Raw genomic sequence first — 14,420 nt, forward strand, 5'->3', positions numbered from 1 at the left:
TCTTATATCATATAACAAAAATATAAAACGGCCTGCGCAAAGTTTATTTTAAGGCATTTTTAATTACCGTCGTAACCTGTGTCTTCAAGTAATTCATTGCTGCCAGCAGCTTCGCGGGCAAGGTCGTCAACAATTTCATTATACTTATTGCCGCTATGGCCTTTTACCCAGCGCCATTCTACGCTGTGCTGTTGGCATGCTGTATCGAGTCGTTTCCATAAATCGACATTCTTCACAGGTTTTTTAGCTGCGGTTTTCCAGCCGCGTTTTTTCCAGTTTTCGACCCATGATTCAATACCTTGTTTTACATATTGACTATCGGTGGTCAGAATGACGTGACAAGGGCGGGTGAGAGTTTCAAGTGCGACTATGGCTGCGAGCATTTCCATCCGATTATTGGTTGTTAAGGTATAGCCTTTACTTAATTGCTTTTCGTGACCATTATATCGCATCACGATGCCATACCCCCCAGGCCCTGGATTACCTAAACATGATCCATCGGTGTAAATCTCTACGGTTTTCTGCACTGTTTTACCTTGATATTGTGTACAATAAAGTGATGATAGAACGATACCAGAGTCAGGCTTAAGACGATATGGCACATAGACAAATAGTTTTAGATACAGAAACCACGGGTATTGACCCAAAACAAGGCCACCGCATTATTGAAATTGGTTGTGTTGAGCTTGTTAATCGCCGCCTAACTGGCAACAACTTTCATGTATACATTAATCCACAACGTGAAATTGAAGAAGAAGCGATTGACGTTCACGGTATTACCAATGAATTTTTGTGTGATAAACCCTTGTACCACCAAATTGCCCATGAGTTTTTAGAGTATATTCGTGGTGCGGAACTTGTGATTCATAACGCAGCGTTCGATATCGGCCATATGGACAATGAGTTTGCATTGTTAAATCAAGGTTTTCCAAATACTGCCGATGTATGTAGTGTACTGGATACTTTGAAAATGGCGCGTGACTTGCACCCAGGTCAAAAGAATAACCTTGATGCACTTTGTCGTCGTTATGATATCGATAACTCAAAACGTACCTTACACGGCGCACTACTGGATTCTGAGATCCTAGCGGATGTTTACTTAGCAATGACAGGGGGTCAAGTTAAGTTAAATTTAAATCAGAATAAAGATGAAGGGTCTGAGCAACAAACTGGAGGGATTCGACGTTTAAGTGCTGACAGAGCCCCTTTAGTTGTATTAAAAGCTACAGAGCAAGAGCATGCCGCTCATGAACAGCGTTTAGACTTGGTCGCTAAAGGTGGTGAGTGTTTATGGCGGGCAGAATAGGGTAATAAAATGAAAAAACAATTTCTAGCGGGATTGCTATGTGTACTGCCCCTAACGGGCATAAGCGCGGAACAAGATAAAATTACGCCACTTGAACGGGATGGGATTCAAAATGAGATCCCCCTGCTAGAAAATCGTTTTCGCATTGATCATAAAGTCGAAAAGATTACTTTACTCTTCTTTCGTAAAAGAGGAACCCCTGCAGTTGTCTTAGTTAGGCCTGATGGTAGTAAGTACCACGTTAACGAATCATTGAACAATGATGATTTGGAGTGGCATGATGAGATGACCTATGACCTAATCACCATTTCAAAACCAATGCCAGGACCTTGGCAGGTTGTTGGTAGTATTTTACCTGATAGTCGTATTATTGTGTTGGGGGAAATTGAATTAAGCGTTGATCCTCTTCCTCCGATGCTGTTTCGTGGTGAAACAATAAAACTGACAGGACGTGTACTCAATGATGGCGAGCCAATAGAAGTCGGGCAATTCAGGGATGTTATTAGCCTGCACGTCGATTTTGTAAGTACAAATAATAGTGACTATGCAAACTTTGGAGCGGGGACGCAAAGTATAACCGACTTTAAAGATGATGGACGCGGCTTTGATGAGCGGCCTCTTGATGGCGTCTTTACGGGTGAATTTCAGTTATCTTTCCCGGCTGGAGAATGGCAACCAGAACTATATATAGAAACACCTATTTTTAAACGTACCGTAGTACAGAAACCTATTGTTATTCATGAACCGCCATTTAGCTACGACATGGCGCTTGCTGAGCAAGAAACGGATGACCATTTGCTCACTATAACCCTCAATCCTGAGCTAATTAAACCTGAAACGGTATTGCTTCAAGGAAAAATCTATTACCCAAATAATGAAGAGCAGATGTTCTCAATGGACGCAAAGCCGTCTCAAACTCGACAGCTCACGATTAAAAATTATGACTGGGGGCGATACAGTGTTGAGCTATCAGTATTTGGTAGCAATATAAATGATCGAGAATTTATGGCTACATTGCCCACCTATAAATTTGAGATTGATAGGCCAATTGAAGTTGTACCAGAAATTGTTCGCCCTGAAATTGATTTAGAAGCACAAGCAGAGCAACAACGAATCCTCGAAGAAGAACAAAGAGCATCAACGATGTTGATGATAACGTTAATTGTTGTTGGAAATTTAACCGTCTTGTTGTTAGGCTGGCTAGCAATTCGAGTTTTTGTACAAAAGAAACCGCTTAAATTTAAATTTTCTTTACCATTTTTAAAGAAAAAAAACCAAACGAGTAATGACGAACAGGCAGCCGGTGAAAAAGAAGTTGGCAAAAATGGCTCAAAAAATGATAAATCAGGTGAAATTTTAAACCTTTCGATGTCAGATGACTAAAAAACCTGTAAAAAAACAAAAAAGCCCTTGACGAACCAGAGGGTGATTCGTATTATTCACGCCGCTGTCAGGGGAGACTCTCTCAGCAACGAAAATGTGGAGTGGTAGTTCAGTTGGTTAGAATACCGGCCTGTCACGCCGGGGGTCGCGGGTTCGAGTCCCGTCCACTCCGCCAATTTTCGACAATTTGTAAGTATGCGCTGGAGTGGTAGTTCAGTTGGTTAGAATACCGGCCTGTCACGCCGGGGGTCGCGGGTTCGAGTCCCGTCCACTCCGCCAATTACTTACACAACTTATGGTTGTAAAACATTTTCCTTTGCGGAGTGGTAGTTCAGTTGGTTAGAATACCGGCCTGTCACGCCGGGGGTCGCGGGTTCGAGTCCCGTCCACTCCGCCAATAGGAAAAATAAATAGCATTTAGATACTGCGGAGTGGTAGTTCAGTTGGTTAGAATACCGGCCTGTCACGCCGGGGGTCGCGGGTTCGAGTCCCGTCCACTCCGCCACTATTTAAACGCTGTTTTATTACAAAATTTGTATCGCGGAGTGGTAGTTCAGTTGGTTAGAATACCGGCCTGTCACGCCGGGGGTCGCGGGTTCGAGTCCCGTCCACTCCGCCAACAAATTAAGTAATAGCAATGATATCTCTGCGGAGTGGTAGTTCAGTTGGTTAGAATACCGGCCTGTCACGCCGGGGGTCGCGGGTTCGAGTCCCGTCCACTCCGCCATTTGATATCATAAACAAATTAAGTGCATTACCCCATGCACATACCACTGCGGAGTGGTAGTTCAGTTGGTTAGAATACCGGCCTGTCACGCCGGGGGTCGCGGGTTCGAGTCCCGTCCACTCCGCCATTTGTTTTCCTCAAGCAAATGATTAAACAAGTCTATATTTCAATGTGTTCTCTTTTATACTGACGACGTATCTCGTATCTCGTATCTCGTATTGAGCTAAACAAAGGCCCTGTGTGGCTTGAGTTTCTCGGTATCTTATTGGTTGTAATTGGTGCTGGTCTCATCATGTTTGAGAGTAAACTGACAAGACAGCATTAATGTGCTGTAGAACCTGACGCCTGTTAGTTGGCGTCAGATTCTCGGGGAATCAAATGAGCAAACTGTTGCTGGTGGATTTGTTCATATAAGGTTGCAGCATAACTTTGTGCATCATGTAAGCGGCGAGTGCTAATGTGCTTTCGCAAATCGTTTAGGGCTGCTGTGGCTGGTTCATAGCCTTGACTACTTGCCAGCGTTAACCACACTGCACCGTGAAAAACGCTCTGGGGCACCCCTTGCCCTTTGATAAAAAATAGCCCCATATAAAACTGCGCTCTTTGATTCGCTGCCATCGCTGCAAGGCGCATCCATTTGGCTGCTAAAGGGGGCTGATCATTTTTTAAGTAATACAAGGCTTTATTTAGTACATTTTCAACAGAGTCTGTACTTATTGCGGGCTCCCCACCAGTGTCTGGTTGAGTAATGAAGGCAAGTACATTATCGAGTTGTTGTTCTAAATCTAAGCCAACAGGTGTTTTATCAGACATAGTTTAGTTATTTTCTTGAAATAAAAGACCTTATTAGTTTAGAACATTGCAAGGTAAAATGTCCTCTAATTAAGTTAAAATATGATAAAATTAGCCAATTAATCTTAACTTAAAGTTCAACATGTTCGACAGACTCTTCAAATTAAACGATAACGACACCACTATTCGCCGCGAGACCATTGCGGGTATTACAACTTTCATCACCATGGTCTACATCGTATTTGTAAACCCTGCGATGTTAGCTGAAGCGGGTATGGATCAAGGGGCCGCGTTTGTTGCCACTTGTATTGCTGCTGCGATTGGCTGTTTTATTATGGGATTATGGGCTAATTATCCATTAGCTCTTGCGCCAGGGATGGGTCTGAATGCATTTTTCACCTATGGTGTTGTGCTAGGGATGGGCTATAGCTGGCAAGCTGCACTCGGTGCTGTTTTTATGTCAGGCTGTATTTTCCTTTTCTTAAGTTTATTCAAAGTCCGGGAGTGGATTATTGATGCGATTCCTTTAGTTTTAAAGCGTGCAATTGCAACGGGCATTGGGGCATTTTTAGCGCTTATTGCATTGAAGAATGCGGGGATTATCGTGGCAAGTCCTGCAACACTTGTACAGTTAGGGGATATAACGGCTCCGGGACCTTTACTCGCTATTTTTAGCTTTTTTGTGATTGCTGCGCTTTTATATCGCGATATGAAAAGCGGTGTACTTATCAGTATTTTATTAGTCACTGCCATTGCGCTAGGTTTAGATTTAGTTGAATACCAAGGCGTTATGTCTTTGCCTCCGTCAATCGCACCGACCTTTATGCAACTTGATTTTGCCGCTGCGTTTGAAATTTCAATGTTAACGGTTGTTTTTGCATTTTTGTTTGTAGATTTGTTCGATACATCGGGCACACTTGTTGCCGTTACACAAAAAGCGGGCCTTGCCGATGAACAAGGTAAGATGCCACGTTTAGGCCGTGCATTAAGTGCAGATAGCACTGCGACTATCGCAGGGTCAATGCTAGGCACATCAACAACCACGTCGTATATTGAATCAGTTTCAGGTGTCTCTGTTGGTGGTCGTACGGGGTTAACTGCGGTTGTTGTGGGTATTTGCTTCTTATTAATGATGTTCTTTGCACCGCTTGCTGCGATGATCCCTGCCTATGCAACAGCAGGAGCGATTTTATATGTTGCAGTGTTGATGATGCAAAATTTAAAGCTGGTTAATTGGGATGACATGACCGATGCGATCCCTGTCAGTGTTGTACTATTGATGACCCCATTAACTTTTTCTATCGCGCACGGTATTGCACTTGGTTTTATTTCATATACTGCGGTGAAATTAGTATGTGGTAAAAAAGATGAAATCAGTGTGAGTGTATGGATTTTGACTGCATTATTTATTATTAAGTTTGCGTTTTTATCTTAAAATATGACTCAACCCAAAGGCACAAAGAAAAAGTGGCTTACCACTTTTTCTTTGGTGCAAACAAAACATCTAAATCGTCTTGCTCTTGTTCTGCTTTTTTCTTCAGTGACGTTGCATTTGACGCTTTTAATTCAGTGCTAATTGCTTCTAAATAACCTTCCACTTCATTACGCTTTGCATTTGTGTATTCGTCGCTGTAACTAATTGAAGAGAGCGTCGCAAGGGCTTTTTCGAAATATTGTCTTGCAGAGCCAATCATGTTCGCTGAACGAGCAGAAATTCCTCGTTTGATTTGACTCTCTACGTTAATTCTCAGTTGCAGCTTTTCGAGGCGTTTATCTTCGGCAACAAATATTTGGCTATCAACTTTTCCTTTTCCATGCTCAGAGCGAAGTACAGAGCGTAATTTTTTTATACCTTGAATGAGTGATATTAGCTGTTTGTCATTATCTGGTAGCACTAATGACTCTGAGTTATTTCCATCAATTGGTGCACTTAATCGTTCTTTAGATTCATTAAGGCGGTTTTTTAATTCTTTTGAGGTAGGTGATAATTGCACCATTGATGCTAGAGCATCGTAGACTCGACGTTGAATAATACGCAAAAGATTTTCAGACATAGGAATATTTGTACTATTGATAAGTACATCTTCAGCTTCTTCAATAATCTTTTTTTGTTTGGCTAATTCTTTTCGGCGTTCAGCTTCTTGTTTTTCTTTATGCTGTTGAACCGCACTGACCCAAAGAGCAATGACAATCAAAGCAACAATGAGCATAATGATGATAGAAACGATCATAGCTAAATCTCAGTTTTCACTATCTAATTTTTTTATCTTACATTAAAAATATTACATCTGGGTAGTTTTGCGCATACTAATGTGTAATAAAGTTATAATAACTAGTTATTTTTTACTAACTCAAGACTAAGTTAGCATGTTTATTGAGTATTTTCAGATGAATCATCTCTATCGAGTTAACGTTGGATGTGTTAGCCTTAGACAGAATTGCTATAAAAAGTCAGATTGAAAACAAAAAAATTATAATGTGAGTAAATATTACTTGGCATCCTGCTTAGCAGCCTTTATAAATAAAGAATAACAACATTTACAATGCAGCCATGAAACTACAACAACTCAGATACATCGTCGAAGTCCAAAATCATAAACTGAATGTCTCAGCGACAGCTGAAAGCTTATTTACATCCCAGCCAGGGATCTCTAAACAGGTTCGTATGCTAGAAGACGAGCTTGGCGTACAGATTTTCGGTCGAAGTGGTAAGCATTTAACGCATGTCACTAGTGCAGGTCATGAGATAATTAATATTTCCCGCGAAATACTATCGAAAGTTGAGGGGATTAAAGCGGTTGCCAATGAACATACTTTGCCTGATCAAGGAAAGTTAAATATTGCGACTACTCATACGCAAGCACGTTATGCATTACCTAATGTTATTCAAGGCTTCATGAAAAAGTACCCAGCAGTGTCTTTGCACATGCATCAAGGTACACCACAACAAATTTCGGACGCTGCGGCTCGTGGTGATGCTGATTTTGCAATTGCCACAGAAGCACTTCATTTATACTCTGATTTAGTCATGCTGCCGTGTTATCACTGGAATCGTAGTATCGTCGTGGCAAAAACACACCCCCTTGCGCAAAAAGCTGATAACCTTACGGTTGCTGATGTTGCTAAATACCCACTTATTACTTACGTATTTGGTTTTACTGGCCGCTCAGAGTTAGATAAGGCATTCAATGCCCATGGGCTCGAGCCACATATTGTATTTACTGCAACAGATGCTGATGTGATTAAAACCTATGTACGTTTAGGGTTGGGTGTGGGCGTTGTCGCATCGATGGCGATTGATCAAGTAACAGACACTGATTTAGTGTGCATTGACGCTAGCCACCTGTTTGAAGCCAGCACCACCAAGATTGGCTTTAGAAAAGGCAGTTTTTTACGCAGCTACATGTATGACTTTATCGAGCGTTTTGCACCACACTTAACGAAAGAACTCGTTGAGCGAGCAAGCTTATTACGTAACCAAGAAGATGTTGATAAGCTTTTCGAAAACATTGAGTTACCAGTAAAATAAACAATAAAAAAGCCGCTTTAGCGGCTTTTTTATTGTGCTGAAATTAACACTCGATGATATTAACTGCTAAGCCACCGCGCGCGGTTTCTTTGTATTTTGTTTTCATATCATTACCTGTGTCGAGCATGGTTTTTATTACTTTATCTAGGGTTACTTTTTGCTCGCCAGAACCACGCATTGCAAGGCGTGATGCATTAATCGCTTTAATTGAACCCATTGCATTACGTTCAATACACGGCACTTGCACAAGGCCACCTACAGGGTCACAGGTTAGACCTAGATTATGTTCCATACCGATTTCAGCAGCGTTTTCAACTTGAACAACGTTACCACCCATGATTTCAGTGAGTGCCCCCGCTGCCATTGAGCAAGCAACGCCCACTTCACCTTGGCAACCTACTTCAGCACCCGAAATTGACGCGTTCTTTTTATACAAAATACCAATGGCTGCTGCTGTTAATAAATAACGAGTCGCAATATCACGGTCTACTTCTTTGATGAAAGTGTGATAATACATTAATACCGCTGGCAAAATACCTGCAGCACCGTTGGTTGGTGCAGTAACAACACGGCCGCCGGCAGCGTTTTCTTCGTTTACTGCAAGGGCAAATAAATCAACCCAATCCATAGCACGTAATGGGTCGTTGTTTACCTCAATATTTAACTTAAGGTGTAAACTTGGTGCGCGACGTTTTACTTTTAAACCGCCTGGTAAAATACCTTCTGTGCGCATGCCACGTTCAATACAGGCTTTCATTACTTGCCAAATATTAAACAGCTCATCTTTGATGTCTTTTTCGCTACGCAGGGTTTTCTCGTTGTGCATCATAAGTGTTGATACACTAAAGCCTGATTCACGACATAGTTCTAACAACTCTTTAGCCGTATTAAACGGATAAGGAGCAGGGTTTTCTTCGCGTATTTCGAGTGCTTTTTGTTTTTCGTTTTCGAACTCTTCATCACTTACGATAAAACCACCACCGATTGAGTAATACACTTTACTAAATAACTTTTCGCCATTTTGGCTAGCAATGATTTCCATCGCATTTGAGTGCTTTGGTAGTGTTTTACGACGATGGAATACAATTGCACCTTGCTTAGGGAAATTGGCTTTATGACGTTGGTTTAAGTAAATAACCTGCTCTTTTTCGATTTTCGCGAGGATATCGTCGACCAAATCAGCATCAATGGTTTCTGGATCATAACCGGCAAGACCTAAGATCACGGCTTTACCTGAGCCGTGACCAATTCCTGTTTGACCTAATGAGCCAAACAGCTCAACTTTAATATCGGTAACGTTTGCAAGTAAGTTTTTTTCTTCTAATTCGTTTACAAATAAACGCGAAGCGCGCATTGGGCCAACAGTGTGAGATGACGATGGGCCAATACCAATACTAAACATATCGAATGCACTGATCATAATTTGCTACTCATTTTCCTTTTAACGGCATACTACCTGCCTTTGAACGGTGCCACATGATAACGTTTAAACGTGTCTGTGTAACCCTAAAAGCAGGATAATTAAACTGGTAGGGCGAGCTGTTTGATAAAGTTATTAATAATGCTGGCTGTTGCCCCCCACAGCAGACCGTGCGGAGTCATCAAGCCTTGCAACATAATGGTTTTACCATTTCGCTCAAAGGGGAGAGGTTGCCAGTTTTGTTGATTACTCAAATAAGACAAGGGCATTAAAAAACTGGCAGCAACTTCGTTAGGGTCCGCTTGCCATGTTGTGCCTTCGCTAAGTGTACAAACAAAGGGCTCAATCGTAAAACCGGTTAAGGTCGCATATTGGTGCAACTTACCATGGACTGTCACTTGATGTTTGGCAATGCTGAGCTCTTCATTAAGCTCTCGAAGAGCAGTGTGCAGCAGAGATTCATCTTGCTCTTCATACTTACCTCCGGGCAGGCAAATCTCCCCAGGGTGATGAAGTAAATAACTTGGTCGCTTGCACAGCAACAAATGCGCTTTGTCATTCACATCGAGCAGAGGCAGCATCACGGCACTGGCACGCTTTTCGGCATTAAAGCGAATGGTAGCAGGGCGCTCTGTGGTTTGACTTAAACTAAAACGGGCAATTAGTTGCTGACTATTCAATGTTGTTACTTCAACTTTTACTTTAATAAGGGCAGTATTTTATTTACTTTATCGTAAGTTTCTTGGTACTCCAAGTCGACCTTTGAATCAGCCACAATGCCGCCGCCAGCCCAGCAATAAACTGCACCTTTGTGACACACTAAAGTGCGAATTGTGATACTGGTATCCATGTTGCCACAGGCACTTAAATAGCCAATTGAGCCGCAGTACACACTACGGCGATGTGGTTCGAGCTCTTCAATAATTTCCATAGCACGAATTTTCGGTGCTCCGGTAATTGAACCACCCGGGAAAGCGGCATGAATTTGGTCAATAGCATCTTTGCCATCCGCTAATTCTGCGCGCACAGTACTTACTAAATGATGTACAGCTGGAAAGCTTTCAATGGCAAATAGCGAAGGTACTGTGACACTACCTGGACGAGCCACTTTGCCTAAATCGTTGCGCAGCAGATCAACAATCATGACATTTTCTGCGCGGTCTTTTTCTGATTGTTGTAAGCGAGTTGCCTGCGCTTGGTCTTGTTCAGAGTCAGCCAAACGAGGGAGTGTGCCTTTAATTGGCTTGGTTTCTATTTGGCCTTGATTAATAGAAATAAAACGCTCAGGTGAGATAGATAAAATAGCGCAATCTGGGTGATTTATATAGCTTGAAAACGGTGCTTTATTCGCTTCTCGGAGTTGTTTATATGCTTGCCATGTTGAACCTGAAAATTCAGCTTTAAAACGCTGCGCAAGGTTGATCTGATAACAGTCACCACTTTTTAAATAAGCCTGAATTTTCTCGAACTTTTCGCTGTAGCTGGCTTTACTCATATTTGACTGCCAGTTGCTTTGTAGCACGAACTCTGCACTTGCTGGCGTTTCGTTTAGGTGCTGCTGGTATAGCGCTAAGCGATTTTGATTTGGCTGACAAACGTAAAACCAGCTTTGTTGTTGCTTATCGAAAATAAGGGCATCTGGATAAAGACCGACAGCCATTTGCGGCATGTTAATGTCGTTTTCGGCAGTACTTGGCATGGTTTCAATTACACGACCTAAGTCATAACCAAAATAACCAAGCCAACCGCCCGTAAAAGGCAGATTGTTAGGGTTTGCTGTGTGATTAAATTCCTGAAGGCCTGCTTTCATCAAACTAAAACAATCACTTAATTGCGCTTTGCCGTCGACAAAGCATGTATTTTCGCGCACCTCTAATTGCCTTAATGGCGCGATGGCAATGATATCGAAGCGGCTATTTATATGCTCGCTATTGGCTGAATCGAGCAATACAGCATAGGGCAAATGAGCAAAATGACTAAATAGCGCGATGCAGTCACCGCTTAAATCTAATTTAATGCACAAATTTTCATCGTTTATCATCTACATTGCCCTGAATAACTAGCCCGAAACGGGCGAGGAGGGTATCATAAGTTAAATTTGATTGGCAGCGTTATGATTTCCTTTATAGTGATGCCATGACTAACCCGTAGAGTAAATCTTCGTCACCGGTTTACTCAGGATCACGTACAGCGCTACGTGATAAAAACTTAAGGAACCCGTAATGAGCACAATTCGTCAGCAAGACTTCATTGATAGCATTGAAGATGCATTGCAATACATTTCTTTTTATCACCCTCTCGATTTCGTACAAGCCTTAGAAAAAGCTTACAACAAAGAGCAAAGCAAAGCGGCAAAAGATGCCATTGCGCAAATTTTAATTAACTCTCGTATGTCTGCTGAAGGTAAACGTCCACTATGTCAAGATACAGGTATCATTACCTGCTTCGTAAAAGTAGGTATGGATGTTAAGTGGGATAAAACAGACATGACTGTACAGCAAATGGTTGATGAAGGTACACGTCGCGCATACTTGAACCCAGACAACCCGTTACGTGCATCAATTGTTGCAGACCCAGCTGGTACGCGTAAAAACACCAAAGACAATACTCCTTCAGTTGTTCACATCGACTTAGTGCCAGGCGCTGAAGTTGAAGTAATGGTAGCTGCGAAGGGCGGCGGCTCAGAAAATAAAACGAAAATGGTTATGCTTAACCCATCTGATGATGTGGCTGCATGGGTTGAAAAAACATTACCAACGATGGGGGCGGGCTGGTGTCCACCTGGCATGCTAGGTATAGGTATTGGTGGTACGGCTGAAAAAGCAGCGGTACTAGCGAAAGAATCATTAATGGATCCGGTTGATATTCACGAGCTTATTGAGCGCGGCGCCGAAACAACTGAAGAAAAAATGCGTATCGATATTTTCGAACGCGCTAATAAATTAGGTATTGGTGCACAAGGCCTAGGTGGTTTAACAACTGTGGTTGATGTAAAAATCAAAACGGCACCGACTCACGCAGCATCAAAACCAGTGGTAATGATCCCTAACTGTGCAGCAACACGTCACGTTCACTTCACGTTAGATGGTTCAGGCCCTGCTGAACTTAAAGCACCGAAACTAGAAGATTGGCCAGAAGTTACGTTCGAAGTAGGTGAAGGTACACGTCGTGTTGACTTAAACACACTGACTAAAGAAGACACACAAGAATGGAAGATGGGTGAAACTGTACTTCTGTCTGGTACTATTTTAACGGGTCGTGATGCCGCGCATAAGCGTTTACAAGATATGATCCAATCAGGTGAAGGTTTACCTGAAGGCGTTGATTTCGATAACAAGTTTATCTACTACGTTGGCCCTGTAGATGCAGTGGGTGATGAAGCGGTAGGTCCTGCTGGCCCAACAACAGCAACGCGTATGGATAAATTCACTGATATGATGTTAGAAAACACAGGCATCATCGGTATGATTGGTAAAGCTGAGCGTGGCCCTGCAACGGTTGAATCAATCAAAAACAATAAGTCTATTTACTTAATGGCGGTAGGTGGTGCGGCTTACCTTGTATCTAAAGCAATCAAGAAAGCACGTGTTGTTGCATTCGAAGATTTAGGTATGGAAGCAATTTACGAGTTTGAAGTAGAAGATATGCCAGTAACGGTTGCTGTGGATAGTGAAGGTGCCAATGCGCACACGCAAGGCCCTGCTATTTGGAAAGCAAAAATTGAAGAACTTGATGGCAAATTAAAATAACCATCTTGCAACGCTTTTAATAAAAACGGCGCACCTGCGCCGTTTTTTTTCAGCTCTGACCAGTCTCAGTTATTTTCTCAACATATCTTTAAAAAGCAGATTCTTCTTGGCTTTATTGCTACATTCTTCTTGTCACTTTTTCTTTACGCTATACTTTACCTTTACGTTCACGTAATAAAGTTGCTGATGTAAATAGTTTATTTTGAATTAACAATGCTTAATATTTGCTTTGGTAGGTATATTTTTCCCTTAAAGCGTTATTTTTTGAGTGATTGTTTCAACGTGGGAACTTTGCTTAGTTTTATCATCTCATTTAGTGGCAAGGGAGCATTCGAAGTGATAGAGTCTCGGCAATTTCAGCGCTCACACCCTTTGGGGTAAGAAAATTTCGGAGTATTTAACTGTGGCTGTATTTAATAAAGTCGACTTTGATAACCACGAGCAAGTGGTGTTTTGTTCAGATAAAGAATCAGGCCTTAAGGCGATTATTGCGGTTCATAATACCAAGTTAGGTCCAGCTGTTGGTGGTTGTAGAATGTGGGACTACGCAACGGATGAAGCTGCCGTAACAGATGCACTTCGTTTATCAAAAGGTATGACGTATAAAAATGCTGTGGCACGTTTACCATTTGGTGGCGGTAAGTCAGTAATTATCGGTAATGCAAAAGAAATTAAATCAGAGCAGCTTTTCCGTGCATTTGGTCGCCAATTAGAGCGTTTAAGTGGTAGCTACTATTCCGCTGAAGACGTAAACATCACCTGTGATGATGTGGCTATCATGAACAAAGAAACTAACTATGTACTAGGCCTTGAAGGCAAAAGTGGTAACCCATCACCATTCACAGCCTATGGTACGTTCTTAGGTATTAAAGCCGCTTTACAACACCAACGTGGTCATCAAGATCTTGCTGGTATCAAAGTAGCAGTGCAGGGCTTAGGTGCAGTAGCATACGGTCTTTGTAAGCATTTGCACGAAGCGGGTGCAACGTTATTTGTAACAGATATTAACGAGCAAGCTGTTGAGCGTGTTGTAAATGACTTCAATGCAACGGCTGTGGGTATTGATGAAATCTACGACTTAGATGTTGATGTGTATGCACCATGTGCACTAGGCGCAACGGTAAATGACACGACTATCCCGCGTTTAAAAGCAACAATTATTGCAGGTTGTGCGAATAACCAATTAGCAGAGTCTCGTCACGGAGAAATTATCCGTGAAAAAGGTATCTTATATGCACCAGATTACGTAATTAACGCAGGTGGTATTATCAACGTTTACTACGAAACTGCACCAGAAGGTTATAGTGCAGAAGCATCAACTAAACACGTTGAAGGCATTTTTGATACGCTAACTGAAATCTTTGCTCGCTCTGAAAAAGAGCAAAAATCGACGCATTTAATTGCCGATGAACTAGCATTAGAAATCATCGAAAACGGTTTATAATTTAGTAAATCGACTAAATTTATAGTTAAAAAAAGGTGCGCAAGTCGCACCTTTTTTGTCTCTGTTATTT

At 41.9% G+C, this 14,420-nt stretch carries 12 protein-coding genes and 7 tRNA genes; 13 read left to right on the forward strand and 6 right to left on the reverse strand.

Annotated features, from left to right (window positions below):
* Positions 1 to 59 precede the first annotated feature (59 nt).
* On the reverse strand, positions 60 to 527 hold the full coding sequence (rnhA, locus tag L0Z67_RS06460) for a ribonuclease HI (protein ID WP_062570689.1): 468 nt from the start codon (positions 525 to 527) through the stop codon (positions 60 to 62).
* A gap of 68 nt (positions 528 to 595) precedes the next feature.
* Here rnhA and dnaQ point away from each other — a divergent pair, with 68 nt between their 5' ends.
* From dnaQ to L0Z67_RS06505, 9 genes are all read left to right on the forward strand, one after another.
* A complete protein-coding gene (dnaQ, locus tag L0Z67_RS06465) occupies positions 596 to 1,306 on the forward strand; it encodes a DNA polymerase III subunit epsilon (RefSeq protein ID WP_405128603.1) in 711 nt (236 codons plus the stop codon).
* A 9-nt stretch (positions 1,307 to 1,315) separates the two neighbouring features.
* Positions 1,316 to 2,689 (forward strand): TIGR03503 family protein, encoded by a 1,374-nt coding sequence (locus L0Z67_RS06470; RefSeq protein ID WP_405128604.1) that lies wholly within the window; start codon positions 1,316 to 1,318, stop codon positions 2,687 to 2,689.
* Positions 2,690 to 2,787: 98 nt separating this feature from the next.
* Positions 2,788 to 2,864 (forward strand) — tRNA-Asp (locus L0Z67_RS06475).
* A 27-nt stretch (positions 2,865 to 2,891) separates the two neighbouring features.
* Positions 2,892 to 2,968, forward strand: a tRNA-Asp gene (locus L0Z67_RS06480).
* 41 nt (positions 2,969 to 3,009) lie between these two features.
* Positions 3,010 to 3,086 (forward strand) — tRNA-Asp (locus L0Z67_RS06485).
* A 31-nt stretch (positions 3,087 to 3,117) separates the two neighbouring features.
* Positions 3,118 to 3,194 (forward strand) — tRNA-Asp (locus L0Z67_RS06490).
* A gap of 37 nt (positions 3,195 to 3,231) precedes the next feature.
* Positions 3,232 to 3,308, forward strand: a tRNA-Asp gene (locus tag L0Z67_RS06495).
* A 31-nt stretch (positions 3,309 to 3,339) separates the two neighbouring features.
* Positions 3,340 to 3,416 (forward strand) — tRNA-Asp (locus L0Z67_RS06500).
* A 50-nt stretch (positions 3,417 to 3,466) separates the two neighbouring features.
* Positions 3,467 to 3,543: transfer RNA gene (locus tag L0Z67_RS06505), tRNA-Asp, on the forward strand.
* 221 nt (positions 3,544 to 3,764) lie between these two features.
* Here the strand turns inward: L0Z67_RS06505 and L0Z67_RS06510 are convergent.
* Positions 3,765 to 4,229 (reverse strand): sel1 repeat family protein, encoded by a 465-nt coding sequence (locus tag L0Z67_RS06510; protein WP_062570692.1) that lies wholly within the window; start codon positions 4,227 to 4,229, stop codon positions 3,765 to 3,767.
* A 121-nt stretch (positions 4,230 to 4,350) separates the two neighbouring features.
* On the opposite strand from L0Z67_RS06510, the gene L0Z67_RS06515 reads away from it, so the two are divergent.
* Complete coding sequence (locus tag L0Z67_RS06515) at positions 4,351 to 5,643, forward strand: NCS2 family permease (RefSeq protein ID WP_405128605.1); 1,293 nt, start codon at positions 4,351 to 4,353, stop codon at positions 5,641 to 5,643.
* A gap of 37 nt (positions 5,644 to 5,680) precedes the next feature.
* Here the strand turns inward: L0Z67_RS06515 and L0Z67_RS06520 are convergent, their stop codons facing one another.
* Positions 5,681 to 6,439, reverse strand: a complete 759-nt coding sequence (locus tag L0Z67_RS06520; RefSeq protein WP_237119385.1) for a hypothetical protein — start codon at positions 6,437 to 6,439, stop codon at positions 5,681 to 5,683.
* A 320-nt stretch (positions 6,440 to 6,759) separates the two neighbouring features.
* Between L0Z67_RS06520 and cysB the strand changes: the two genes are divergently transcribed.
* The gene (cysB, locus tag L0Z67_RS06525) at positions 6,760 to 7,737 is read left to right on the forward strand and encodes an HTH-type transcriptional regulator CysB (protein WP_062570695.1); all 978 of its coding nucleotides are present in this window, start codon (positions 6,760 to 6,762) and stop codon (positions 7,735 to 7,737) included.
* 43 nt (positions 7,738 to 7,780) lie between these two features.
* On the opposite strand, the gene L0Z67_RS06530 is transcribed toward cysB, so the two are convergent.
* The 3 genes from L0Z67_RS06530 to pabB all read right to left on the reverse strand — a co-directional run bounded on the left by L0Z67_RS06530 (position 7,781) and on the right by pabB (position 11,198).
* Positions 7,781 to 9,157, reverse strand: a complete 1,377-nt coding sequence (locus L0Z67_RS06530; RefSeq protein ID WP_237119384.1) for an L-serine ammonia-lyase — start codon at positions 9,155 to 9,157, stop codon at positions 7,781 to 7,783.
* 101 nt (positions 9,158 to 9,258) lie between these two features.
* Positions 9,259 to 9,837: a CoA pyrophosphatase gene (locus L0Z67_RS06535; protein WP_371353360.1), complete on the reverse strand. Its 579-nt coding sequence runs from the start codon at positions 9,835 to 9,837 to the stop codon at positions 9,259 to 9,261.
* Between the two features lie 17 nt (positions 9,838 to 9,854).
* The gene (gene pabB, locus L0Z67_RS06540; protein ID WP_405128606.1) at positions 9,855 to 11,198 is read right to left on the reverse strand and encodes an aminodeoxychorismate synthase component I; all 1,344 of its coding nucleotides are present in this window, start codon (positions 11,196 to 11,198) and stop codon (positions 9,855 to 9,857) included.
* Between the two features lie 181 nt (positions 11,199 to 11,379).
* Between pabB and L0Z67_RS06545 the strand changes: the two genes are divergently transcribed.
* Together L0Z67_RS06545 and L0Z67_RS06550 are read left to right on the forward strand one after the other, a co-directional pair.
* On the forward strand, positions 11,380 to 12,906 hold the full coding sequence (locus L0Z67_RS06545; RefSeq protein WP_405128607.1) for a fumarate hydratase: 1,527 nt from the start codon (positions 11,380 to 11,382) through the stop codon (positions 12,904 to 12,906).
* Positions 12,907 to 13,309: 403 nt separating this feature from the next.
* On the forward strand, positions 13,310 to 14,350 hold the full coding sequence (locus L0Z67_RS06550) for a Glu/Leu/Phe/Val dehydrogenase (protein WP_062570699.1): 1,041 nt from the start codon (positions 13,310 to 13,312) through the stop codon (positions 14,348 to 14,350).
* Positions 14,351 to 14,420: the final 70 nt, after the last annotated feature.

Source organism: Pseudoalteromonas sp. PB2-1 (genome assembly GCF_045040605.1).
Lineage (GTDB): Bacteria > Pseudomonadota > Gammaproteobacteria > Enterobacterales > Alteromonadaceae > Pseudoalteromonas > Pseudoalteromonas arabiensis.